We start from the raw sequence: 23,676 nt of genomic DNA on the forward strand, positions 1-23,676 counted from the left end.
AAAATTTCTCGTTGCAGTTCTCCTGAGTGCGGAGGGATACTTGATTCTTCTCCTTGCAACAGGGCACCTGAAGGATACGGTTCCATCGCCGCCCCCGGCCATCTTCACTATGGGGGTCCGGGATTGCGATTGGGCCGGGAAGGCGGAGGGGAGAACATGAAGAGGGTGGTGTCGTTCCCTCTGTTCTCTTCACGCGAGGAGAGAGATCTCGTTCAAGTGCATTCTCCTGGCGACCTTTTGTTCTTGACTCGCCACCAGTCGAACGTCAGCCCGGTTGTCTGGAAAAAAAGGTGCCGGATCGTTCAGGCCGTCTCGACCTTCGAGGCCTCTCCGAGCCCGAGTTCTTCGACGGCAATATCGCGCATCCTGAACTTCTGGATCTTGCCGGTGACCGACATCGGAAAGTCTTCGACGAACTTGAAGTATTTCGGAATCTTGAAGCGGGCGATCTGGCCGGTGCAGAAGTCGACGATCTCCCCGGGTGTGATGCTCTGTCCCTCCCGCGGCTTCACCCAGGCCATCAGTTCCTCGCCGTACCTCACGTCAGGCACCCCGATCACATAGGCGTCGGCGATCTTGGGGTGGTGGTGGAGGAACTCCTCGATCTCTCTGGGATAGATGTTCTCGCCGCCCCTGATCACCATCTCCTTGAGCCTGCCCGACATCCTCACATAGTCCTCCCCGTCCATCACCCCGAGGTCGCTGGTATGGAGCCAGCCATTGTGGTCCAGGGTGGCGTGACTGGCCGAGGGGTTGTTGTAGTAGCACTTCATCGCCATATACCCCCTCGCGCAGATCTCACCGATCTCGCCGCGCGGCACGATCCGTTTTGTCGCCGGGTCGATGATCTTGATCTCGGTGTGCGGGAAGGGCCGGCCTACCGTCGTCACCCGTTTCTCCAGGGGATCGTCGACGGTGGTCATCGTGACACCCGGCGAGAGTTCGGTCTGCCCGTAGACGATGACGATGTCTCTCATGTTCATGAGCGTGTTGACCTGTTTCATCACCTCGATCGGACAGGGCGAACCGGCCATGATCCCGGTGCGCAGGGTGGAATAGTCGTATTTCGAGAACTCATGGTGCGAAAGTTCGGCGATGAACATCGTGGGCACGCCGTGGAGGGCGGTGCACCGTTCGTTCTGAACCGCCTGCAACACCGCCTCCGCGTTGAAGACCGGCGAAGGGATAACCATCGTCGAGCCATGGGTGACGCAGGCCATGTTCGAGAGCACCATCCCGAAGCAGTGGTAGAAGGGTACCGGGATGCAGAGACGGTCCTTCTCGGTGAAACCCATCCCCTCGCCGATGATGAACCCGTTGTTCATCACGCCGTGATGGGTGAGCACCACGCCCTTGGGAAACCCGGTCGTCCCGCTCGTATACTGGATGTTGATGGCGTCGTCGAAGTTGAGCATCTCCTCGCGCTCTTCCAGTTCGTCGGGACTGATCGCCTCTCCCCGCTTGATCATCTCGTCCCAGGTGAACATGCCGTTGTACGGGATGTCGCCCATGAAGACGATGTTTTTCAGGAACGGGAACTTCTCTGTCGAGACCCTGCCGGGCCGCGCCTCGATCGCCTCGGGGCAGGCCTCGTAGACCATGCCGACATAGTCGGAGGTCTTGAACCGTCCCTGCACGATAAGGGTCGAGACTTCGGCCTGCTTGAGGGCGTACTCCAGTTCAAAGACCCGGTACGCCGGGTTGATGTTGACCAGGATGGCCCCGATCTTCGCAGTCGCAAACTGGGTGAGGGTCCACTCGGCGTAGTTCATCGCCCAGATAGCAACCCGGTCGCCGCGCTCGACGCCGAGCGCCATAAGGCCACGTGCAAGAGAGTCTACCTGGAGAAGGAACTCCCGGTACGTCCAGCGGATGTTCTGGTGCACAGATACCAGGGCCTCGTTCTCCGGGTATTGTGCGGCTATACGGTTGAGCATGGCGCCGATGGTCTCGCCCATCAGCGACAACTCTGAATGTCCGCATGCATAGCTGCCCGTGACCATAGGTTTTCGTACATACTGGTGCGAGAAGATCTTATATCATTAGTGTTCGCCGAACACAATTATTAAGTCAGAAGAAGGCGCATATGAATAATACATTCGGGGTCGTGGCCTAGTCCGGAATGGCGACGGGCTCCAGCGGTCTTTGCGTGTGATGAACAATGGGTCTACTGATCTGATGATGACCCGTTGGAGCGCTGATGCATGTCTCGCTCCCCGCGCATGTCGGAGAGACCCGTCGATCGTGAGTTCAAATCTCACCGACCCCACGTTTTCTGACTCATTCCGGTGATTTCATCTCTTTCTGCTGCGATTATACCATCAACTCATGCAAGGAGAAGGATCCCTCTTTCTACGATATGAGCCAGTATCCATAGTATTAACGACAGCACATCCATCTGGAGGCTGCGAGTGGTCGACGTGCGGTCCGGGACGATCGTGACAGAGGCTTCCTTTCATCGTCTTCTGGATCCCGGGGTTTCAGAACTCTCTCACTCCCGGACAGTTCTCCAATTTTCCTGCCCCCCGTCACTTTATGTATAAGCGCGTGCCATCTATATGCAGCATTAATTGAAGGGATTTCTATGTATCTGATAGGTGAAGCTCTCGTTGGAACTGGCGCGGAACTCGCGCACATCGACCTTGTCATGGGGGATAAGAACGGACCGGTAGGGATGGCCTTTGCAAACGGTATGTCGCAGCTCTCTGCAGGCCACACTCCGCTCCTTGCAGTGGTACGTCCGAACCTTCTCACCAAACCGGCCACCCTCATCATCCCGAAGGTGACCCTGAAGAAGGGCGAGCAGGTGAATGAGATCTTCGGCCCGGCCCAGGCCGCCGTCGCAAAGGCCGTCGCCGACTCGGTTGAGGAAGGAGTCTTTGAGGGGATTGACCTTGACGAGACGGTCATCCTCGCAAGCGTCTTCATCGCACCCGACGCGGAGGACTACAGCAAGATTTACCGGTACAACTATGGCGCCACCAAACTTGCCATCACTCGTGCCATCCAGAAGTTCCCTGACACCGAGACCCTCCTCTACGAGAAGGACCGGTCCACCCACGCTGTCATGGGCTTCAAGGTCCAGCGTCTCTGGAACCCGCCGTACCTCCAGGTCGCCATGGACCTCGTGGACATGGCAAAGGTCGAGGCCGTGCTCACTGCGGTCCCGAAGAACGACCATGTCCTCTTCGAGGCCGGCACCCCGCTGATCAAGCAGTTCGGGCTGAATGTCCTCTCCGAGATCAGGAAGATCCGGCCGGACGCCTTCATCATCGCCGACCTCAAGACCCTCGACACCGGCAACCTGGAGGCCCGGATGGCCTCTGACGCCGGTGCCGACGCCGTCGTCATCTCCGGTCTCGCCCCGACCGCCACCATCGAGAAGGCGATCGAAGAGACGAAGAAGACCGGCATCTACTCGGTCATCGACATGCTCAATGTCAAGGATCCGGTCGCACTGATCAGGGAACTGAAGGTCAAGCCGGACATCGTCGAACTCCACCGCGCCATCGACGCCGAGGGCGACGAATATTCCTGGGGCAACATCCCGGCGATCAAGGAGGCCGCAGGCGGCAAACTCCTCGTCGCCACCGCAGGCGGGGTCAGGCAGCACGTCGTGCAGAAGGCCCTCGACTCTGGCGCCGACATCCTGGTCGTCGGCCGTGCGATCACCGCGAGCAAGGATATCGGTCATGCCGCCGACGAGTTCCTCGAGCGGATGGACAACCCGGAGATCGATCAGTTCCGGATTATGACCGATTTCTAAATCTCTTTTTTTTGCTCCTGATCCAGCATGCTCTCTGTCGGAGGGCGACCATTGTATCTCCGTACCGAAGCCCGGTCGCGTGCGGGGGTCGGGGAGACGGCAGAGCGGCAGATCAGATGAGATGATCGCATCATCAGTCGACCGGTGCCTGACCTCGCCGCCGGATGCCGGTTCGGAGGGTTATTTTTTCCAATACCAAGAGACAATTGAGATGATCAAAGGGAGAGACATGAGCGAAAAGATCTATTACTTCGACCACGCCGCAACGACCCCGACCCATCCTGAGGTCGTCGCCGCGATGCTCCCGTATTTCACCGAACACTTCGGCAACCCCTCTTCCCTGTACGGCCTTGCCGATGAGTCGCGCGAGGCGGTGACCCATGCCCGCGGGCAGGTCGCCGACGCCCTCGGCGCCTCGCCCGGCGAGATCTTCTTCACCGCCGGCGGGACCGAGTCGGACAACTGGGCGCTGAAGGGCGTTGCCCTGGCGAACCGGGAGAAGGGCGACCACATCATCACCACCGCCATCGAGCACCACGCCATCCTCCACACCTGCGAGTTCCTGGAGAGGCAGGGTTTCTCGGTCACTTACCTGCCGGTCGACCGGTACGGTATGGTCGACCCGGCCGCGGTCGAGGAGGCGATCACCGACCGGACCATCCTTGTCTCGGTGATGACCGCCAACAACGAGGTCGGCACCATCCAGCCCATCGCCGAGATCGGCGCCGTCGCCCACAAACACGGCGTCCTCTTCCACACCGACGCCGTCCAGGCCGTCGGGAACGTGCCGATCGACGTCGATGCGATGCAGATTGATCTCCTCTCCCTCTCGGGCCACAAGTTCTACGGACCCAAGGGGACGGGAGCGCTGTACATCAGGGACGGCGTCGCCATCGAGACCTTCGTCCACGGCGGCGGGCAGGAGAAGGGCCGGCGCGCCGGCACCGAAAACCTTCCCGGCCTCGTCGGCCTGGGTGCGGCCATCAAGCGGGCGTGCGACGACATCCACGGTCACACGGCGCGGGTGGCGCAACTGCGCGACCGCTTCCTCGACGAGATCCTGGAGAGTGTGCCCGAAGTCACCCTCAACGGCCACCCGACCGAGCGCCTCCCCGGCAACATCAACATCTCGTTTGCCGGGATCGACGGCGAGGCCCTCCTCACCCTCCTCGGCATGCAGGGCGTCTGCGCCTCCACCGGAAGTGCCTGCTCCTCCGGCGAGGAAACGCCCTCCCACGTCCTCACCGCCATGGGCGTTCCCCCCTCCCTCGCCCGCGCCTCGCTCCGCCTCAGCCTGGGCGACCTGACCACCGAAGCAGATGTCGACTTCCTTCTCGACACTCTTCCCGACGCCGTCGCCCGCCTGCGCAGACTCTCACGTGGGCATGCCTGAGAGCGAAGGGTTTTGTGAATACCATACCAAGAGGTGATCAGATGCAGTTCACAGAGACCGTCATGGACCACTTCACCAACCCGCGCAATGTCGGGGTGCTGGAGGACGCGGATGCCTTCGTCGAGGTGGGGAGTTCAGAGTGTGGGGACACCACCGCCCTGTACCTCAAGATCGAGGAGGGCCGGATCGTGGACGTCAGGTTCAGAACCCTGGGGTGCGCCGCGGCCATCGCCTCCTCCAGCATGGCCACCGAGATGATCAAGGGCAAGAGCCTGGAAGAGGCCTGGGCGCTCACCAACCGCGAGGTCGCCGACGCCCTCGGCGGCCTCCCCGAGCCGAAGATGCACTGCTCGGTCCTGGCCGAAGATGCGATCAGAGAGGCGATCAACTCGTACCGGGAAAAACAGGGGCTTGAACCCTGGTGAATCTCTTTTTTTAGCCATTTAGAAAAACTCGATCACTCTCCCGCACCATGGCAGCGAGGGAGAGCACAAGCCCTCACCACCCCCCGTGAAGAGCGTGATCCGCGTCCCCGGGGTCAGACATTTAGGGGTTGACACGACACTCGCGTCAAAGAGATCACTTATATGTACTGCATCCGGTAATGACTCCTGACCCTTGCGGGCGGACAGCCTGATGGGGGCATGGAGAAAGAGCATTATGGTCGGGATCACAAACAGCGCGATCGACCCCAGTACACCGATGAAAACGTCGAGCGCCGCCCTGGCAGGTTCGGTCGTCACGTATGTCGGTCGGGTGCGGGCTGAGGAGGGCGCCAGCGGGCTTTCGATCGAGGCGAATGTTGAGCAGGCAACGAAGAGCCTGAAATCGATCCGGGACGATGCAGTCAGGCGTTTCGGCCTGAGTTGCGCACATGTCGTCCACCGCGTCGGGGAGGTCAGCGTCGGGGACGTGGTTCTTCTGGTGGCCGCAGGGGCACCTGAGAGAAACGTGGCCTTCGAGGCATGCGAGTACATCGTCAATGCCGTCAAGGAAGAGAAAATCGTCAGGAAACAGCCCCTGCTCGCAGCCTGAGATCGACAACAGGGCTAACCGGTCCACTCCAAACTACTTTTTTTTCCTTGCATGGGACAGGAGAGAGAACCTTAAACCTGGTGCCACACTACCCGGACGCATGTCCTACACCCTCAGCCTCATCCCGGTCGAAGAGAAGGAGAAACTGGTCGAGAGGTACGCCGATGAGATCAAATACGAGGTGAAGTCGGAGATCTTCGGGTGCTGCATCAAACTCCTCACCGACGATAAAGAGACGAAGGAGCGGTGGGAGGAGAACTTCTATTTCATCTCCCAGAACATCCGCTCTCACGGCCGTCTCTACCATCTCAGGGATCCCATGGCCCCTGAAGACACCCTGCTCTACGACCCGCAGTCCAGGACCGCCTTTCTTATCAATGTCGCCTATTACGGTCTGGTCAAGTCCCTCGCCCTCTCGGTCGCGGGAGATGTTCTGGAGGAGGAGCACGGAACCCACTCGGTCCATGGTGCATGCATTGATGCCGAAGGCTGGGGTACCGCGATTCTCGGCGAGTCGGGGGCGGGCAAGACCACCCAGACATACGGCCTCCTCCTGGACTCGCGGGTGCGGGTGGTCTCAGACGACTGGTTCTTTGCCAGGGTCTACGGGAACGATGTATTCGCCTATGGTTCAGAGAAGAATTTCTATATCAGGGCCGACCTGTCCGGGGCATGGCCGGAGTTCGAGGAACTGATCGGCCGGGCCGACCTCGACGCCGAGGAGCGGGGGGTGGTCGACCTCAGGTCTGTGGTCGGGAAGGGCCGGGTGCTGCCGATGACCACGCTGAGGACGGCGGTCTTTCTCAGACGACATGAAGGAGGGCCGGTCCGGTGCGTCCCCCTCGATCCTGAGGAAGCCCTCGAAGTTGCATCGGCCTCCGGGTACTTCAACCCTCATCTCCTGGTCAGGACTCCCTTCAGGGAGGAGATACGCCGTCGCTTCTTCGCCTCGCTCCTCGGGGCGACCAGGGTCTTCGAGGTCACGGCCGGGCCGACGCCCGCCGAGACGCAGGAGGTGTTGCGAGAGATTGTTCTGGGGTGGAGGGGGGAGTGAGGGATCCTTGCTCTCTTTCCTCGTGACATTCTCTCTCATCACGACATGGCACGGGCGGGAACGCCGCTCAATCGCTCCCCCCGGTGCGAAAGAGCACGTTCGCATTCATCATTCTTTTTTCAGGGCAGCCCTTCTGAACGATCACCTTTCCACACGCTCGCACCGGGTGCGCTGCCCCCGACGCGTATGGTATGGGAAGACGTGATGATCCGACGTGCCCCCCTCAATCACAGAATCTTCACCGCCATCTCGCGCCGGGGGGAGACCTCCCGGAGACCTGTGATGAGAAATTTTCATCGCGTATGCTTGAGCCAGGGGGTCAGCCCGATTCTACACGGCCTCACCGTCAGGCAACTGCAGGGCGACCTGAACCGTGGCATCCCGGACAGGTGTCCGGCGGTCAGTCTCATCGACGCCGCGGTGGCTGAAAAGCCGTACAAGATCGAGATGAAACGCCGGGAATATTATTTCTCATTCGATTACCGGACCTATCGCGAGTGGGCGGCGAAGGGGGACGTCTGGCTTGACGACGATCCCGACTCTTTCACCCTCGCGCCCGGTTTCCACTTGCGGGGTGAAAACCAGACGGCCGCAGAGGAAAGCCGATCCTGACCCGGATCTGCGTACAGAGTACATAGAGAGAAGTGTGTACAGGTACCCCCAATAATTTTCACACATTTCAGAGAACACCCGGCACCCCTGATCGGTGGCCGGGCATCTCCGGCTGTGTTCTCAGGACGGGTGCGAATGTGGAAACGATGGGGGAGAGTCAGGCATTCGGGCCGCCGTTTTCGGATCGACCGGCACAGGTGACGGCGCTCGGGGTGCCTAAACAGAAGCACAAGAGTGAAAACCATTGCAAAGGTGTAAATTTCGATCCCGAGAAACGATGAAAAAAAGCGTGTTGTAGAATTTTACATGAGACGAGGGGTACGCCTCAAGCATAAGGGATGAAAATTACTCGTCGCTCGATCTCCGGGTGTTGAAATGGTTTCGATCCATCTTTTCAGGACATAGGATCAGTGGAGGCCCTGTTCAATCGCCGCCCCTCGGCTATCCTCATACGTGGGGGGGCCCGGGGGGTCTCCCCCCGACGGATCTCTCCACGGTCCTTATTCGGACACCGATGCACGGTGTCGCTCAAGCAGTCCGGCGATCGCCTGCCGTGCGCCGTCCAGCACCTCGGCCTCGCCGGGGACGACGCGGTCCTGCATCAGGACGCGGCCGTCGCAGAGCACGGTGGTGACCGCGCCGCCGTTGCAGGCATAGACCGCATTGGAGGTCGGGTTGTACAGCGGAGTGTTGCAGGCGGCCCGGCGATCGAGGAGAACCAGGTCGGCCGGGGCACCGACTTCAAGTTGTCCGCCCTCGAAGCCGAGTGCCGCGGCGCCGTTTGCGGTCGCCATCTGGAGGGCCTCGCCTGCCGGGAGGATAGTTGGTGAGTGCCAGAAGAATTTCTGGAGAAGGGCGGCGAACTTCATCTCCTCGAACATATCGAGATTGTTGTTGGAGGAACATCCGTCGGTCCCGAGACAGAGTCCGGCACCCCGTTCCTTCAGCAACCCATACGGCATCGCCCGGCCCACGGCGAGTTTCATGTTACTCGCCGGGTTGTGGGAAGCGAAAACGCCGCGGTCACCCAGGAGGGCGCAGTCGTCCGAATCGAGCCAGCAGCAGTGGGCCGCGACGGTCCTCGGGGTGAGTAGCCCGCACCTGTCCAGCACCTGCGTGGGGCGCACCCCGGTCTTGGCGACACAGTCAGTCACCTCCTTCTCGGTCTCGGCCAGATGGACGTGGATGTTGATATCCTGCTGACGGGAGAACTCGGCGCACCAGGAGAGCCCCTCCTCAGAGACGGTGTACACAGAGTGAGGACCGACTGCTGCCTTGATCCTCGGGTTGTTCATCGCCTGGATTGACGAGGCCAGCGCCTTGGTCGCCTTGATCTCTTTCTCCCGCTTTTCCTCGTCGAAGAGGTCGATGAAACCGTACGAGAGCTGCGCCTTTATCCCCATCGTCTCGACGGCCCTTGCGGCGTCTTCCATGAAGAAGTACATGTCGTTAAAGCCGACCGTCCCGGACCGGATCATCTCCAGGCACGCGAGTTGCGTTCCCCAGTAGACGTCCTCTCCCGTCAGGTGCGCCTCAAGCGGCCAGATCTTCTCTGAGAGCCACTCCTGGAGAATCATGTCGTCGGCGTACCCCCGCAGCAGGGTCATCGCCGCATGGGTGTGGGTGTTGTACAGCCCCGGAATGGCAACCGCACCCCGACCGTCGATGACGACGTCGGCCTCGCCGCCGGCGTCCTCGCCGATGGCCGCAAACCGTCCGCCCTCGATTGTGATGTTCACCCGTCTGCCCTGTACCTCGACGTCCCGTACCAGGACATCCTCTCCATTGTATGTCTCTTTCATCACTTCACGCTCCCAGTGCATGCACGACCGCACCGACCAGATCCTCGGTCCGCCTCGCGTATTTTTTCGAGGTGGCGAGGATATGCTCATAGGTGAGCACCTCGTCGGAGAGGCCGTTTGCGTAGTTGTCCACCGTGCAAACCGCGGCGAACGGGATCTCAAGTTCGCGCGCAAGCGTCGCCTCGCTCGCCACCGTCATCCCGACGACATCCGCGACCTTCGCCAGGGCCCGCACCTCTGAGACCGTCTCGATCCTGGGCCCCCGCGTCTGGGCATAGGTTCCCCCGACCTCGGCGGTGGGGATGGCCCCGGAGATCTGCCTGACCAGGCCCTGGTCCAGGGCCGGCATCACATGCTCGATGGCGTGATTATGGAAGGACGGGATATCAGTGAGGCTGAGATAGTCGGTCGGGAGCACCACTGTCCCCGGCTGGATGAGGGGCTTCAGCGAACCGACCGAACCGAAGGCGACGATCTGGTCCACACCGCAGAGGGCGAGTGCCGCCATCTGGGCCCGATAGTTGATCTGGTGGGGCGGCCGGTCGGCCTGGTGCCTGAGCATCAGGGCGATTTCGCCGACATGCACGGCGGCCGGGCCGTAGGGGGTCCAGACCATCTTCTCCTCCAGTGCCGGAAGGTCACAGTACAGGAGGCTGGTGCCGCCGATTATCCCGAGCATCAGCGGCCCCTCCTCTGCTCAGCATGCGTGCCTGCCATCAGGAAAAGTTTGGTCTTCTGAGGGTTAAAAACCACGCCTTTTTAGTCTCTGCCGTCTCATATCGCAGAGTCGGGATGGATATGAGCCGATTCCATATAGTTGACGATGAGACGATCGGGCGCGGCGGGTGCACGGACATCTACTTTGCGCGCTGTGAAGAGGTGCTTGAGAAGGAAGGAAAAGACCCGGTGGTCACGGCAGAGGTGACGACAGCCGGTATGCCATATGAGTGGGGGATCTTCTGCGGGCTTGACGACGTCCTCACCCTCCTCTCCGGCCTGAAGGCGGACGTGGAGGCCATGCCTGAGGGGAGCGTCTTTCACCCGAGAGAACCGGTGCTCAGAATCACGGGGCGATACCGTGACTTCGGAGTCTTCGAGACCGCACTCCTCGGTTTCCTCTGCCATGCCTCCGGGATCGCCACCGCCGCCGCGCATATCAAACATGCGGCGGGCGAGCGGAAGATCTACTCCTTCGGGTCGAGACGCCAGCACCCGGCGATCGCACCGATGATCGAGCGCTCGGCCTGGATCGGCGGCGTGGACGGGGTCTCGAACACCACCGCTCCGGCCGGAATGCCGGTCGTCGGGACGATGCCGCACGCCTTTGTGATGTGCCATGACAACCCCGAGGAGGCATGGACGGCCTTCGACCGCTACGCCGCGCCCGAGGTGCCGCGCCTGATGCTCTGCGACACCTTCGGCGACGAGAAGGAGGAGTGTCTCAGGGCGGCCGAACTCGGGTTCACCAGGGGCGTGCGCCTGGACACTCCGCGCTCGCGCCGGGGAGATATGCGATCCATCCTGGAGGAGGTGCGCTGGGAACTCGACAGCCACGGGCATGAGGATGTCGAGATCTTCCTCTCAGGCGGGATCACGAGAGAGGACATCCTCGCCTACCGGGATCTCGTCGAGGCGTTCGGGGTCGGCGGGTCGATCGCCAACGCCCCGGTCGTCGACTTCTCCCTGGACATCGTCGAGGTGGAGGACAGGAGCGTCGCCAAGCGCGGGAAGTGGAGCGGCGTCAAGCAGGTCTACGCCCTCCCCGACGGCCGGCGAAAACTTCTCCCGATCTCCGCACCTGCTCCTGAAGAGGCCACACCGCTCCTGGTTCCGACGGTACGGGACGGGAAGATCACGACATCTGCAGAGACCGCGGAGGCGAGGGCGCGCGTCCTCGCATATCTTGCCGGGATAGCATGATCTGCATGACCTGTGGGTGTCCCGGCCCAAATCCATTTATTAGATGGCATTCAATATTGTAGGGTACCACTGGGCCGATAGATCAGGGGAAGATCGCTTCCTTGGCATGGAAGAGGCCGCGGGTTCAATTCCCGCTCGGTCCACTCGTTTTTGAAAAGAACACCATTGTGAGATTCATCGTTGAAATGAATTCTTTGCAGAATCAGGCATGAACCCCTGACTCAAGCATACGCGATTGAACATTGCTCTGAGCAGCGTTTCAAGATCTGAAAGGATACTCCTCCCTTGCGCCGGGACACCAGAGAGTATCTCGTTCAATCGCCGCCCCTCGGCTATCCTCTGTCCGTGGGGGGGCCAGGGGGCGGCCAGCCTCCCGGAGAAATAGCCATCCCGAGGATTGCCGCAGAGTCAGAAAAAGAGTCCCCTTCCCCCCATTTCCGAACACGGATTCCCACCCGCTGAATCCCATTGGGGGGGAGGAGGCTCGCGGCAAGGTCAGATACTGTTCAGCCGGTAATCGTACCGTCCGCCGGTGATACGGTTCATCACGATCTCGTTTATCCTGTCGAGGGCACTCTCGGGGAAATACCCCGAAGTGACGCTCGAACCCCCGGTCGAGGAGAGCATATACACACTTCCCCTGGAGACCCCGAAGACCCTGGCGACCGGACCCTCCGCGATCCAGACCATCTGCACCTTGTCGTAGTTCATGACAACAGTCTCGCGGTCGACGGCGCCGTTCACAAACGTGAAAAGGTCTTCACCGGCGTCAAACTCCGTGACCCTGTAGGAGACGTGCGCAGCATAGATGATCGCGAGGATCGCCAGCGCCGTACCGAGGGGCAGCACGAACGGCACGACCGCGCCGGCGATGCCGACGCTCCCGGTCAGGGCGGCTCCCTCGCGGAAGACGTAGAGTGAAGGGATGAGCATCGCCGCAGCCAGCACCAGGGATGCGAAGACCGCCCGTATCAGGAGCACACGCTTTGCGCCTTCCGGCTGCCTGTCTGGATCGCGTTCGTAGACGAACTCCGGCACCAGTTCCCGGAGAATCCTCTGCTGAGTTGCATCATCTTTGAGCAGGCAGAGAACAGGGCGCGAACTCTCGCCATCCTCTGAGACCAGCCCCACCACCTCCGCCTCGATGCACGACCGCCCCAGCAGCCTGGCCGAGAGCGTGCTCTTGACGCGGACGGCGTTGATCCGTGAGACGCTGAAAGCTGTCCTGTAAGTCCTGATCAGACCATGCTGCAGGTAGATCGTGTCGCCCCGGCGGTAGACCTTGTAGTTGTAGTACCGGAGTATCAACGAGACCGACGGCATAATCTGGATCCCGACGAACATCAGGAGAGAGATCATCGCCCCTGCACCCGCCTCGACCCCAACGACCGTGGAGAGGTAAAGTTCGAAGACCGAGTAGGCCAGGAACACCGAGCCCAGTATGGTCTGGTAGGTCGAGACGCTGAAGAGACCGTGTATGATCACGTCCACCGGAGTGAACATTGCCAGGGACTCGATCGTCTCCTCCTCGTCCGGGGAGATTTCATGATCATAGAGGCGTTGCGACATCTCGGAGCGTATCCTCTCGGCCACGTCCTGCCTGAACGTCAGGACCGCTTCCGGGGCCATGGCGCTGGTCCCGGAGTTGATGTTGATCAGCACCTTCGATGTCCCGAAGAGCCGGTTCGAGATGTCCCGGTTCACGTTGACCGATGCCATCTTTGCGTAGGGGAGGGTCTTTTTCATCTGAAAGAGGGTGTCCCTCTCGACCACGACATCGGTCTCGTTGAACCGGATGGTCGTTCTCTTCCACTGCCGGTAGTAGAAGAGGAGGAGCACGACCGGAGAGAGCGCGAGGATACCAGGGAGCGCGGAGAGATCGATCCATGCACCGAGGAAGATCAGCACCACCACGATCGAAATAAACGTCCTGGCCGTGTTTTCCACGATAACGGTCGGGTGGCACCTGACTTTTTCGCCGGCCATATTCATCTCCTCTCTTCACTCGCCCCTGCGATCCGGTCCTGAAGCATCCGGCCGATCAGGGTGTTGAGCAGGTCGGCGACCTTCTCCGCCTCCTCGATCTCCAGATATTCGATGGTCGCATCCCCACCTGCGGTGGTGATGGTGACATCCCCGAGCCCGAGCATGGTGTTGATCGGCCCCCTGGAGACTTCCACCTGGTGCACCCGTTCGATCGGTACCAGGATGTGGCGTATTACGAGGATTCCGTAGCGGACGTCCACCTTGTCCGCCGTGATCTGATACCTGTACCGGGCGTAGTAGACCGGCGGGGCCGCCACGATGTAGACCAGGACGATCGCCAGGACCGCCAGTGCGGCGTATTGAACAAGATCGTAAGACGGGCCCAGGTACTCCCGCGAGAAGAATCTCAGGAGGAGATAGCCCACCAGGAGTACTGCGTATGAGATGGCATACCCGATGTACATCGAGACCATGCACTTCCGGTTCAGCCTTCTGTAGCCCTCGCCTCCTGCACCCGTCTCATGAACAGGTTCGCCCTCATCAACCGCAGGTTGCCCTCGAAACGGGCCGGGGATTGGCATAAGTAGAGTTTTTCACCCGGCGCAATTGAAGGTATGGTCGAGAGGGGGGTGCGCTCCTTCGCCCATGGGCCTCACTCCGGCCGGGAGGCGGGCATGTCATGCTCCCTCTCTCCGCCCCGGTGCCGGAGGGCGCCATTGTGGTGCACCCGAAGATGGATGATGCGCGGGACCGGGTTATCTCCCGGCTCCGGGACCGCGCGAGGGGGGGTTCGGGGAGCGGCCGGGCCCAATCTTTATTATGCGATCACGATCAACAGTATAGGGTAGCATTGGGCCGATAGATCAGGGGAAGATCGCTTCCTTGGCATGGAAGAGGCCGCGGGTTCAATTCCCGCTCGGTCCATCACTGTTTTACGACATCTTGATCATGTGCTTCCGGTTTGTGTAGAACTCCACGTACCCCCCGACGACCTGGACACTCAAAAAAGAAGAACTTGAGATCCGCCCCTACTGACCGAACCCGAAGATCGAGATACTGATACTCGGCACCAGCGGTTCTCCCTCCGGCTGAACCGCCTCGATACCGATGCCGGCCTCAGGGTCGGAGACCGCCATCCTGACATTGAGCACATCCTCAGCCCGGAGCAGAACAACCATCTGGCCGGTGATCACATCCCTGTGGCCTTCGTCCTCCTTCGTGGACTGCCAGCGGATATTGCTGTTCGGGACGTCCACCCCGTTGACCGTGAGCCAGAAGTCGGTGTACGCAGGTTCAGTCACATTCTCGGTGGCATTCAGCATGCCCACCTGCGGCGTGAAGACGATAAAGTACACGCCGTCACTACTGACCGAGATATTCTCTCCCTCCAGTGTGACCCCGAATGCGGCATCGATCTGGTCCATCACAATAGAGACCGGAGCCGTGCTGTTGGGCTGCTGGGTGATGCTGCTCGAAAACCGGGCAAAGTTGAACCCTGCCATCGGTGCAGCAGCATTTTCCGGTTCGATTATGAGCTCGGTCTCGATCTCATCCCCCAGCCCGGTGACATTCTCCGACTCATTCACCGCAGAAGCCATGCCGAAGGCACCGACACTCAGTACGGCTGCGATCACAAGAACCAACAATCTTCTCATTCTTCATCCCCCCATGAATCCCCGAAAGATACAGGATACATTCTCCTGTCCCTTCTCCGACGAGGCAGTCATCCTCCCTGCTCCCGCTATATTATTATTTCTGAGAAACGCTCATAAAACAAAGTTTCAGGCGACCCAATGAGAGACAGCGCAGGAGTTTATCGAGGGTACATCCCGGCGCGTAAACTATCCGGTCCATTCAGAGAGTGGTCCCGGCAACCTGCACCGACCGCACACACATCAAAAGGCGCGGGAAGAGTAGCCATGGCCGGCACACACATTTTTCGTGAACAAACAGCACCGATTGAAATCAGCAATATGGCATTAGAATCGGGATCGCCCCCCGGTACGCAGTACTCCCGACAACCCCCCTCATCCCGACACCCCCCGGGAGATGGAATGGTTTTTGTCCAGTGAGAACTGATAACACTTGGGTGCAATGGGTCTTAAAGAGTGGATCGTGCCGCAGGACAAGGTTTTTTTTGACTTGTTCGAAAAGCAGGCAGATACGGTTAACGAGGGTGCTATGCTCCTCCACGCCCTCGTCAATGACTATGTGGACGTCAAGAATCAGTGCCACAAGATCAAAGAGATCGAACACAAGGGCGACGAGATCGCTCACGAGGTCTACGAACAACTCAACCTCACCTTCATCACTCCTCTCGAACCAGAGGAGATCTCCAGGCTCGCCACCGCGCTTGACGACGTCCTCGATTTCATCGACGGCACGACACAGCAGATGTACGGGTACGGGGTCACCGAGACCGATGAACTGATGAAAGAACTTGCTCGGCTCATCTACCTCTCCACGCAAGAGATCCAGACGGCCGTCAGGCTGATCAGGACAATGGACGATCCCAGGGCCGTCGAGAGACACTGCATCGAGATCAACAGACTTGAAAACCTTGCCGATGCGGTGCTTGCGGACGCCATCAAGAACCTCTTCTCGACCAACGACGCAATCACGATCATCAAACTCAAGGACATCTATGAGAACCTTGAGGAGGCCACCGACAAGTGTGAAGACGTGGCAAATGTCCTCTCGGACATCGCGATCAGGCACTCGTGAGGAGCATGGAAGTCGTCATCATCCTCGGCATCGTCCTGGCGCTCCTCTTCAACTTTGTCAACGGCCTCAATGATGCCGCAAACTCGATCGCAACAGTCGTGGCCACCAAGGTGCTCTCGCCCTTCAAGGCCGTCCTCCTTGCATCACTTTTCAACCTGATCGGCCCCCTCCTCTTCACAACGGCGATCGCCCAGACGATCGGGCGCGGGATCGTCGACCCGATCCTGCTCAGTCCTCAGATCATCCTGATGGCCCTGGTCGGCGCCGTGATCTGGGTCTTTTTCTGTTCGTACTTCGGCATCCCGGTCTCAAGCAGCCACGCTCTGATCGGAGGACTCCTTGGGGCTGCGACCGCCTGCTGCGGGATCAGCGCCATTCTCTGGCCTTCAGATATGCTTGTCCTCAAACTGCTTGTGATGCTCGTCATCGGGGCCGCCGGCGGGATGGCGGTTGCGGTCTATCTTGCAACGCACTTCGACGAGACATGGGATCGGTACCTGGGATTCGGCGCCCTCTCGGGCGTTGCCGTGCTCATCCCGATCATGGTGGGCGCCGGTCTTCTCCCTCTCACAGGGATCCTTGCAGTGGTCGTCTTCATGGTCGTCTCCCCGATGCTCGGGTTCATGGTCGCTTATCTCTTTGGGATAATCATCATCAGACGCTTCGCAAGATCAGATTCACCTATTCTCGGCCACGCCTTCAAAAAACTTCAGATCGTGGCCGCGGCCTTTCAGGCGATCGGGCACGGGAGCAATGACGCGCAGAACGCCATGGGGATCATCACGGCGATGCTGGTGGCCGCCGGGTTCCTGACCGAGTTCGAGGTACCGATCTGGGTCATCCTCCTCTCATGCACCGCGATCTCGCTCGGCACCCTCCTCGGCGGGTGGCGGGTCGTGGACATGATGGCCAACAAGATCACCAAGATGCAGCCGTACCAGGGTTTCTGCGCCTCGGCTGCGGGGGGCACCGTCCTCTCGGTCGTAACCGCCTTTGGTGTCCCGGTCTCGACCACCCACGCGATGAGCGGGTCGATCATGGGTGTCGGTGCGACAAAGGGTTATTCCGCGGTAAAATGGGGGATCGTCCGGGACATCGTCGCTGCCTGGGTCATGACCGTCCCGGCCTCTGCAGCGGTGGCCTGGGGATGCTATCTGGTCTTCGCACCCCTGCTCCCCTGAACCTCTCCCTCTTCTCTGAAGTAGCGACACCAGGTTGCGAGTATGCATGCCTCGCACCTGGGCCGGCGGGCGATGCAGATTGCCCGCCCGTGCTGGACCAGGAGGGCGTTGATATCGCCCCAGACCTCCCGCGGGAAGGTCGTCATCAGGTCTCGCTCCACTTTTTCCGGATCGGTCTCGTCGGTGAGCCCGAGCAGTCTGCTGATCCGTCGCACATGGGTGTCGACGGCGATCCCCTCGTCGGTCCCGTAGGCATTGGAGAGGACGATGTTCGCGGTCTTGCGCCCGACACCGGGGAGGCGGGTCAGGCCATCGAGAGTGCGGGGCACCTCCCCGCCGCACTCGTCCACGATCATCCTGGCGGCCCCTATGATATGTCTCGCCTTGACCCGGTAGAACCCGGTCGGACGGATGATCTCGCCCACCTCTCCGGGGTCGGCGGCGGCCAGGGCTTCGGGCGTGGGATACCTGGAGAAGAGGACCGGGCCGACTGCGGCGACGGCGCGGTCGGTGGTCTGGGCCGAGAGGATGGTGAGCACCAACACTCCGAAGGGATCGCCATAACTGATCCCTCCTTCAATGGTGCGTGGATATCTAGCATTGAGTGTCTGATAGATAGTGCAGGCGGTTTTTCTGTCCATGATAATACGATAAGAAAAGTGGGGTAGGGCAGATTCGAACTGCCGTCAAAGCGTCCCAAACGCTCTAGGATGGACCAGGCTACCCTACTACCCCGCGCTTGAACATCTATGTTTGTGTTCCAGCCTAAAATAATTATGGGGTTGCCCTTTTACAGGGGGAACGGACTGCAGGCACCCTCGCTAACGATAGTGCCCTCGAATTTGCCCTCGCAGACCGCTGCAACAAGGTTCCGAGGGTTTCTGCCGTCGATGACCGCAAGCGGGATGCCGCTGCGCTCGATGATCTTGGCAGCCACGATGTCGATGACCGTGTTGGAACCGGCGTCGAGACGGGCGGCCGAGATGATCCCGAGAAGTTCGGCCGGGTTGAGATGGTCGTAACGGCGGGCGTCCTTCTCGACCTTCGGGTCGGCACTGTAGATGGCGTCGACCGAGGTGCCGTTGATGATGACATCGGCACCGACGGTCTCGGCGAGCACCGCCGATACGGCGTCGGTCGTCTGTCCGGGAGTGACACCTCCCATCACGATGATCTTGCCCGACTCTCCGAACTCCCGCGCCTGCCGGTACGAGGTGGCGACCGCCGGATAGGCGGCATCGCCGAGGGCGAGCATCAGCAGGGTGGCGTTGATCCTGGTGACCATGATCCCGATCTCGTCGGAGGAAGCCTCACTGATCCCGAGAGAGCGGGCGGCCCGAATATATCGGCGCGCCTCGCCACCGCCGCCGACCACGACGAAGACCTGTGCCCGGGTTGCCATCTCGGTAAGCGCTGCCACATACTCGGATACGGTATGGGATTCAAGGGAAGGCACCAGTATCGAACCTCCCAGGGAGAGTACTATCTTCGCCATAATCGATCTAAGCTTATTCGTTTCTTCGGGCCTCTGATATATCTTGTTGACGCACCCCATTCCCCACAATCTTCAATTATATCACCGTGCATTATCGGGCATATGTACGAGGCGCACCAGTATGCCAGGACTGAAGGGGACACGGTCAGGTGCTCGCTCTGCGCCCACCGCTGTATGATCGCCGAAGGGAAGCACGGGATCTGCGGAGTGCGCATCAACCGGGGCGGCACCCTCTATGCGGCGAACTTTGCCAGAGTGGCCGCAGAGGCGGTGGACCCGATCGAGAAAAAGCCGCTCTTTCACTTTCTTCCCGGTACGCTTTCCTACTCGCTCGGCGGCGTGGGGTGCAACTTCAGGTGCCAGCACTGCCAGAACTGGGAGATCTCACAGGCGTCGCTGGATGCGATGCCCCTGATGGAGATCAGCCCGGAACGGGGCGTCGAGCGGGCGCGGGCCTCGGCGGCGGCGAGCATCTCCTGGACCTACAACGAACCGACGATCTGGCACGAGTACGCCCTGGAGATGGGGGGGCTGGCGCGCGAGCAGGGGATCGGGACCGTCTATGTCACCAACGGCTACGCCACCGAGGAGGCGCTCGACGAACTCGCCCCCATGCTCAATGCATTCAGGGTGGACATCAAGGCCTTCTCCGACGATTTCTACCGGAAGATCTGCCGGGCCAGGCTCCAGCCGGTGCTCGACGCCACCCTTGCCGCGCATGAGCGCGGGATGCATATCGAGACGGTGACCCTGGTCATCCCCGGCCTGAACGATTCTGAGGATGAGATGAGAGCACTGATCACCTGGGTGCTCGACAATCTCGGGCCCGACACCCCGATGCACTTCACCCGCTTCCACCCTGATTACAAGATGACCGACCGGGACCCGACTCCCCTGCCGCTGCTGGAAAAGATCTATACCATGGCACGGGACCTCGGGGTGCACTATCCTTATCTCGGGAACGTGCCGCCCGGCCCGTACGAGAACACCTACTGCCCGTCGTGCGGCGCCCTGCTCATCGAGCGGTTCGGATTCATGAGTCGGGTGGTCGGGCTCTCCGAAGACCGGTGCGCCAGATGCGGGGAGCGGATCGCAGTTGTCAGGTCGGTCTGAAGAGCATAGGGCGCGGTTCCTCGCGGACCGGATGCTCGGCACCCTCACCAGAAGGCTGCGGCTGATGGGTTATGACACGCTCAGCGCCAACACGCTTTTTCCGGGAAGCAGACGGGAGGACACGGTGCTCCTGGAGATTGCGAGGACACAGGAGCGGGTGCTCCTTACCAGAGACGCCGAACTCGCAAGAAGGGCTGGGGAGCAGGGCGTGCTGGTCAGGTCCGAGCAGGTCGACGAGCAGGTGGCACAGTTGACGGCCCTCGGTCTGATCAGCCCTGGTCTCTCCTTTGACCGGTGCTCACTCTGCAACACCCCGCTCAGGCCCGCACGCCGCCGGGAGATCGAGAGGGCCGCGTACGCACCTGAAGACCGGGAAGGGATCTCATTCTTCTGGTGCCCGGTCTGTCACCGTCTCTACTGGATGGGCTCGCATACCAGGAGGATGCGAGAAGAGATGGAGAAGAGCAAGGGGTGAACCGCCCTTCACGCTTCTGGCCGGCCGGCCCAGCAGTCATATTCGTGCTTCCACTCATCTTTGTTTGCTTCGACAAGGAAACGCATCCTCTCCTCCATCCCCTTGTGGAAGGCCTCCTGTTCAGGGTATCGCCGCCCTTCGCTTACGGCGGCCGCAAGGTTGGTGCCGAGCCGATAGGCCCGCTCTTCGGCGGGGAAGAGGGCGTCCGGGTCAGGACCGAGGACGACCCCGACCGCACCGATGGTGGTGGCCCCGAGGACGCGGAGGGTCTGATTCAGGTAGGCGGCCACCTCGTCGGCTCCCGAGCCGCCGGCGGTCGAGACCGCACACCCATACTTCCCGGCAAACTGCTGGCAGTGGATCGCATCGGCCATCCGGTCGAGGAGGAGTTTGAGCTGGGCCGAGACATTGTCGATGTAGTTGGGTGAGCCAAGGACGATCGCGTCGGCGGCGAGCATCTTCTCATAGACCGCGGCGAAGTCGTCCACCTTCGGGCACTCCCCGGTCCGGTAGCAGAGGGTGCACCCGGTGCACGGCCTGATCTTGCGGTCTGCGATATCGAGGTACTCGGTCTCTGCCCCTGCAGCGGCGGCCCCCTGCAGGACGGCCTCGACAAGACGGCGGGTCCTGCTCGCCGCACCCCTTGGGCTCCCGTTGATGCCAAGAATTCTCATGGAGATCATTCTGATCTCTGCAGGGGATGTCTTGATACTTTTCTTCGGCCATGCCCTGCGTGAATAGGCCTTTTGTCTCCTACAATCCACCATAAAACCTCTCATCAGGCAATCTCTCTGCGAAAAGTCATTATATCTCCATCTCAAATCATTATGGAGAATTCCACACAGTGCCGGTGCAGATCCATGCTCCGGAGAAAACCTGAACCGATTTTTCTTCCTCTCTCTCCCTCCAAGGAGGGGAAATATATTATTACAAATTATTATTATTTTACACCATATTCTTATATTTTATTCCTGAAAACTGTAAGAAATAGACATATTAACCGATAAATCCAACATATTGGGGGGCCGGTATACTCGGTACAAAATTCGTATAGAAATAATACAACGAAGTTATAATATTCCATTTTAATGTAAAAAATCATGTTAAACTATTAAAAAAGATTAGGAAATTTTATATGAGCCTCGCCGGATAGATATATAGTCCCAGATTGGGGCTTGCAGTAGTGACTCTCAGAATTTCATACCATTTACCGGATGGAATTCCTAGTGAAGATACCTTCCTACACAAAGGGCAAAAGGATGAACTGATATGGCAGCATATTCAGAAACCATCGATCTCTATTCAGATGATGGGAAACTGCTGAAAAGCGGTGTAACCCTCGACAAGGTCAGCCCGTTGGTGAACCCTGCAACCAGCAAGATCATCGACCTGACCAAGCGTACGATCAATGTCAACCTCGCTGGCATTGAGAACACCCTCAAGGCCGGAAAGCTCGGCGGAGGGAAGATCAGGGGGCGTGAGCTCAACCTCCCGATCATGGAGAACAAGGAAGCTATCGTTGCCAGGATCAAGGAAATGGTCCAGGTCGAGGAGGGTGATGACACCGAGATCCTCGAGTTCAACAACGGCCAGCTCCTTCTCGTCCAGGTGCCGAGAAAGCGTCTCGACAACGCCGCCACCTACGACGCTGCGATCACCGCCGTCTCTGCAGCGACCACCTACGCGGTCGTCGAGCAGTTCGACGTCGACATGTTCAACGCGTCCACCGTCAAGGCGGCCTGCTGGGGCGGGTACCCGCACACCATGGACACGAAGGGCAGCAACGTCACCTCCATCCTGAACATCCCACAGAACAACGAAGGCCTCGGTTTCGCCCTGAGGAACATCCCGGTCAACCACTTCGTCATGATGACCGGCAGGAACTCCCTCCAGGGCGCCGCTCTTGCAGCGACCCTCGAGACCGCCGGTGAGTTCGAGATGGGCCAGGCTATCGGCGCCTTCGAACGCAACCAGCTCCTCTGCTACGCCTACCAGGGCCTCAACGCCAACAACATGGTCTACGACCTGGTCAAGGCCAACGGCGAGAACGGCACCGTCGGTACGGTCGTCCAGTCGCTCGTCGAGCGTGCGATCGAGGACAAGGTTCTCACTCAGGGCAAGAAGGGCGGGTACTTCCAGTTCTACAACACCAACGACCCGATGCTCTGGAACGCCTATGTCGCAGCCGGTTCCCTCGCCGCCACGATTGTTAACTGTGGTGCCGGCCGGTTCGCTCAGGCTGTCTCCTCGACCCTCCTGTATTTCAACGACCTCATCGAGCACGAGACCGGCCTGCCGTCCTGCGACTTCGGCCGCATGATGGGTACCGCCGTCGGTTTCTCCTTCTTCAGCCACTCCATCTACGGTGGCGGCGGTCCGGGTATCTTCAACGGGAACCACGTCGTGACCAGGCACGCAAACGGCGTCGCTATTCCGTGTGTCGTTGCCGCCTGTGCACTTGATGCGGGCACCCAGATGTTCTCGCCAGAAGGCTCCTCCAAGGTCATGGGCGAGACCTACGGCCAGATCGATGTCTTCAAGAAGCCGATCGACCAGATTGCCGAGGGCGTTGATCTTATTGCCTGATTCAGCCTTCCCCCAGTGCAGGATTGTCCCTCTGCGGCTCCTCTCCCCTGAGACGACGGAGCTTCTCCTCAACCAGGTCGCGGGGGTACCGGGCGTGCGTCGGGCCGTTATCAACGGCCCCGCCCTTCCGGCCACCGTCCCGTACGGCCCGGCACGGGGTGCAGAGAACCCCAACACCAACAGACGGGCGATCCAGATCCGCGGCATTGAGTTTGAAATGCGTGTCCAGACCGGCATGGTCACCCTCGAAGTCGAAGACGACTCCGTAGTCGAGAACATACGATCAGTCTGTGACAAGGTCTTCACGGCATTCCCGTACACCCTCCAGACCGGCCGTCAGTTCATGAAAAGCCAGGCATCCCTGGTAGACTACGCGAAGTACGGCCCCAACGCCGACGAGTTCATCATCGGACTCACCGACCCGAGGAGAAAGGACAGCCCTGTTATCATACCAACCGCAGCGTGCAACAACGATGGGGGAAGACTGTCTGATCAGATGCAGATAGAATATACTTCAAATCATTCCAATTGAGG

At 60.0% G+C, this 23,676-nt stretch carries 22 protein-coding genes and 4 tRNA genes; 16 read left to right on the forward strand and 10 right to left on the reverse strand.

The genetic code is table 11. The features are described from left to right. Nucleotides 1–302: 302 nt before the first annotated feature. Complete coding sequence (locus RJ40_RS03690; RefSeq protein ID WP_265582007.1) at nt 303–2,003, reverse strand: AMP-binding protein; 1,701 nt, start codon at nt 2,001–2,003, stop codon at nt 303–305. 98 nt (nt 2,004–2,101) lie between these two features. Here RJ40_RS03690 and RJ40_RS03695 point away from each other — a divergent pair. The 7 genes from RJ40_RS03695 to RJ40_RS03725 all read left to right on the forward strand — a co-directional run bounded on the left by RJ40_RS03695 (nt 2,102) and on the right by RJ40_RS03725 (nt 7,860). After that, a tRNA-Trp gene (locus tag RJ40_RS03695) sits at nt 2,102–2,269 on the forward strand. 315 nt (nt 2,270–2,584) lie between these two features. Beyond that, nucleotides 2,585–3,766 (forward strand): bifunctional 5,6,7,8-tetrahydromethanopterin hydro-lyase/3-hexulose-6-phosphate synthase, encoded by a 1,182-nt coding sequence (locus RJ40_RS03700; RefSeq protein ID WP_265582008.1) that lies wholly within the window; start codon nt 2,585–2,587, stop codon nt 3,764–3,766. A gap of 229 nt (nt 3,767–3,995) precedes the next feature. Then, nucleotides 3,996–5,159, forward strand: coding sequence for a cysteine desulfurase NifS (gene nifS, locus RJ40_RS03705; protein WP_265582009.1), 1,164 nt, complete (start codon nt 3,996–3,998; stop codon nt 5,157–5,159). Nucleotides 5,160–5,200: 41 nt separating this feature from the next. Next, nucleotides 5,201–5,584 (forward strand): iron-sulfur cluster assembly scaffold protein, encoded by a 384-nt coding sequence (locus RJ40_RS03710; RefSeq protein WP_265582010.1) that lies wholly within the window; start codon nt 5,201–5,203, stop codon nt 5,582–5,584. Between the two features lie 235 nt (nt 5,585–5,819). Continuing rightward, nucleotides 5,820–6,194 carry a molybdenum cofactor biosynthesis protein MoaE gene (locus RJ40_RS03715; protein WP_265582011.1) on the forward strand — a complete coding sequence of 125 codons (375 nt, stop codon included), beginning with the start codon at nt 5,820–5,822 and terminating at the stop codon, nt 6,192–6,194. A gap of 100 nt (nt 6,195–6,294) precedes the next feature. Further along, nucleotides 6,295–7,248: a phosphoenolpyruvate carboxykinase (ATP) gene (locus RJ40_RS03720; RefSeq protein ID WP_265582012.1), complete on the forward strand. Its 954-nt coding sequence runs from the start codon at nt 6,295–6,297 to the stop codon at nt 7,246–7,248. A 282-nt stretch (nt 7,249–7,530) separates the two neighbouring features. Further along, the gene (locus RJ40_RS03725) at nt 7,531–7,860 is read left to right on the forward strand and encodes a hypothetical protein (RefSeq protein ID WP_265582013.1); all 330 of its coding nucleotides are present in this window, start codon (nt 7,531–7,533) and stop codon (nt 7,858–7,860) included. Nucleotides 7,861–8,360: 500 nt separating this feature from the next. On the opposite strand, the gene RJ40_RS03730 is transcribed toward RJ40_RS03725, so the two are convergent. Both RJ40_RS03730 and RJ40_RS03735 read right to left on the reverse strand, forming a co-directional pair. Next, a complete protein-coding gene (locus RJ40_RS03730) occupies nt 8,361–9,662 on the reverse strand; it encodes an amidohydrolase family protein (RefSeq protein WP_265582014.1) in 1,302 nt (433 codons plus the stop codon). A gap of 4 nt (nt 9,663–9,666) precedes the next feature. After that, nucleotides 9,667–10,341, reverse strand: coding sequence for an MTAP family purine nucleoside phosphorylase (locus tag RJ40_RS03735; RefSeq protein ID WP_265582015.1), 675 nt, complete (start codon nt 10,339–10,341; stop codon nt 9,667–9,669). Nucleotides 10,342–10,460: 119 nt separating this feature from the next. Here RJ40_RS03735 and RJ40_RS03740 point away from each other — a divergent pair, with 119 nt between their 5' ends. Together RJ40_RS03740 and RJ40_RS03745 are read left to right on the forward strand one after the other, a co-directional pair. Next, nucleotides 10,461–11,582: a nicotinate phosphoribosyltransferase gene (locus RJ40_RS03740; RefSeq protein ID WP_265582016.1), complete on the forward strand. Its 1,122-nt coding sequence runs from the start codon at nt 10,461–10,463 to the stop codon at nt 11,580–11,582. A gap of 71 nt (nt 11,583–11,653) precedes the next feature. Then, nucleotides 11,654–11,725 (forward strand) — tRNA-Ala (locus tag RJ40_RS03745). Nucleotides 11,726–12,077: 352 nt separating this feature from the next. Here the strand turns inward: RJ40_RS03745 and RJ40_RS03750 are convergent. Together RJ40_RS03750 and RJ40_RS03755 are read right to left on the reverse strand one after the other, a co-directional pair. Next, nucleotides 12,078–13,568, reverse strand: a complete 1,491-nt coding sequence (locus RJ40_RS03750) for a PH domain-containing protein (protein ID WP_265582017.1) — start codon at nt 13,566–13,568, stop codon at nt 12,078–12,080. A gap of 2 nt (nt 13,569–13,570) precedes the next feature. Continuing rightward, nucleotides 13,571–14,149, reverse strand: a complete 579-nt coding sequence (locus tag RJ40_RS03755; RefSeq protein ID WP_265582019.1) for a PH domain-containing protein — start codon at nt 14,147–14,149, stop codon at nt 13,571–13,573. Nucleotides 14,150–14,420: 271 nt separating this feature from the next. Here RJ40_RS03755 and RJ40_RS03760 point away from each other — a divergent pair. Further along, nucleotides 14,421–14,492: transfer RNA gene (locus tag RJ40_RS03760), tRNA-Ala, on the forward strand. 104 nt (nt 14,493–14,596) lie between these two features. Here the strand turns inward: RJ40_RS03760 and RJ40_RS03765 are convergent. Next, nucleotides 14,597–15,223 (reverse strand): hypothetical protein, encoded by a 627-nt coding sequence (locus RJ40_RS03765; protein WP_265582020.1) that lies wholly within the window; start codon nt 15,221–15,223, stop codon nt 14,597–14,599. Nucleotides 15,224–15,662: 439 nt separating this feature from the next. Between RJ40_RS03765 and RJ40_RS03770 the strand changes: the two genes are divergently transcribed. Both RJ40_RS03770 and RJ40_RS03775 read left to right on the forward strand, forming a co-directional pair. After that, nucleotides 15,663–16,292: a DUF47 domain-containing protein gene (locus RJ40_RS03770; protein ID WP_265582021.1), complete on the forward strand. Its 630-nt coding sequence runs from the start codon at nt 15,663–15,665 to the stop codon at nt 16,290–16,292. Nucleotides 16,293–16,297: 5 nt separating this feature from the next. After that, the gene (locus tag RJ40_RS03775) at nt 16,298–17,473 is read left to right on the forward strand and encodes an inorganic phosphate transporter (protein ID WP_265582022.1); all 1,176 of its coding nucleotides are present in this window, start codon (nt 16,298–16,300) and stop codon (nt 17,471–17,473) included. On the opposite strand, the gene nth is transcribed toward RJ40_RS03775, so the two are convergent. The 3 genes from nth to pyrH form a co-directional block, all read right to left on the reverse strand. Further along, nucleotides 17,443–18,114 carry an endonuclease III gene (nth, locus tag RJ40_RS03780; protein ID WP_265582024.1) on the reverse strand — a complete coding sequence of 224 codons (672 nt, stop codon included), beginning with the start codon at nt 18,112–18,114 and terminating at the stop codon, nt 17,443–17,445. The two genes, RJ40_RS03775 and nth, sit on opposite strands and share 31 nt — an antisense overlap. A 19-nt stretch (nt 18,115–18,133) precedes the next feature. Beyond that, nucleotides 18,134–18,208 (reverse strand) — tRNA-Pro (locus RJ40_RS03785). Between the two features lie 55 nt (nt 18,209–18,263). Continuing rightward, the gene (gene pyrH, locus RJ40_RS03790; RefSeq protein WP_265582025.1) at nt 18,264–18,968 is read right to left on the reverse strand and encodes a UMP kinase; all 705 of its coding nucleotides are present in this window, start codon (nt 18,966–18,968) and stop codon (nt 18,264–18,266) included. A gap of 102 nt (nt 18,969–19,070) precedes the next feature. Between pyrH and amrS the strand changes: the two genes are divergently transcribed. After that, complete coding sequence (amrS, locus tag RJ40_RS03795; protein WP_265582026.1) at nt 19,071–20,081, forward strand: AmmeMemoRadiSam system radical SAM enzyme; 1,011 nt, start codon at nt 19,071–19,073, stop codon at nt 20,079–20,081. Further along, complete coding sequence (locus RJ40_RS03800) at nt 20,065–20,556, forward strand: Mut7-C RNAse domain-containing protein (RefSeq protein WP_265582027.1); 492 nt, start codon at nt 20,065–20,067, stop codon at nt 20,554–20,556. Before amrS ends, RJ40_RS03800 begins: the two co-directional genes overlap by 17 nt. Before the next feature lie 8 nt (nt 20,557–20,564). On the opposite strand, the gene RJ40_RS03805 is transcribed toward RJ40_RS03800, so the two are convergent. After that, complete coding sequence (locus RJ40_RS03805; protein WP_322743895.1) at nt 20,565–21,239, reverse strand: flavodoxin family protein; 675 nt, start codon at nt 21,237–21,239, stop codon at nt 20,565–20,567. A 586-nt stretch (nt 21,240–21,825) separates the two neighbouring features. Between RJ40_RS03805 and mcrB the strand changes: the two genes are divergently transcribed. Together mcrB and mcrD are read left to right on the forward strand one after the other, a co-directional pair. Beyond that, nucleotides 21,826–23,142, forward strand: coding sequence for a coenzyme-B sulfoethylthiotransferase subunit beta (gene mcrB, locus RJ40_RS03810; protein WP_265582028.1), 1,317 nt, complete (start codon nt 21,826–21,828; stop codon nt 23,140–23,142). Continuing rightward, nucleotides 23,135–23,674, forward strand: a complete 540-nt coding sequence (gene mcrD, locus RJ40_RS03815) for a methyl-coenzyme M reductase operon protein D (RefSeq protein WP_265582029.1) — start codon at nt 23,135–23,137, stop codon at nt 23,672–23,674. Before mcrB ends, mcrD begins: the two co-directional genes overlap by 8 nt. The last annotated feature ends 2 nt before the right edge of the window (nt 23,675–23,676 follow it).

Origin of the sequence: Methanofollis aquaemaris, assembly GCF_017357525.1 — an archaeon.
Classification (GTDB): Archaea; Halobacteriota; Methanomicrobia; order Methanomicrobiales; family Methanofollaceae; genus Methanofollis; species Methanofollis aquaemaris.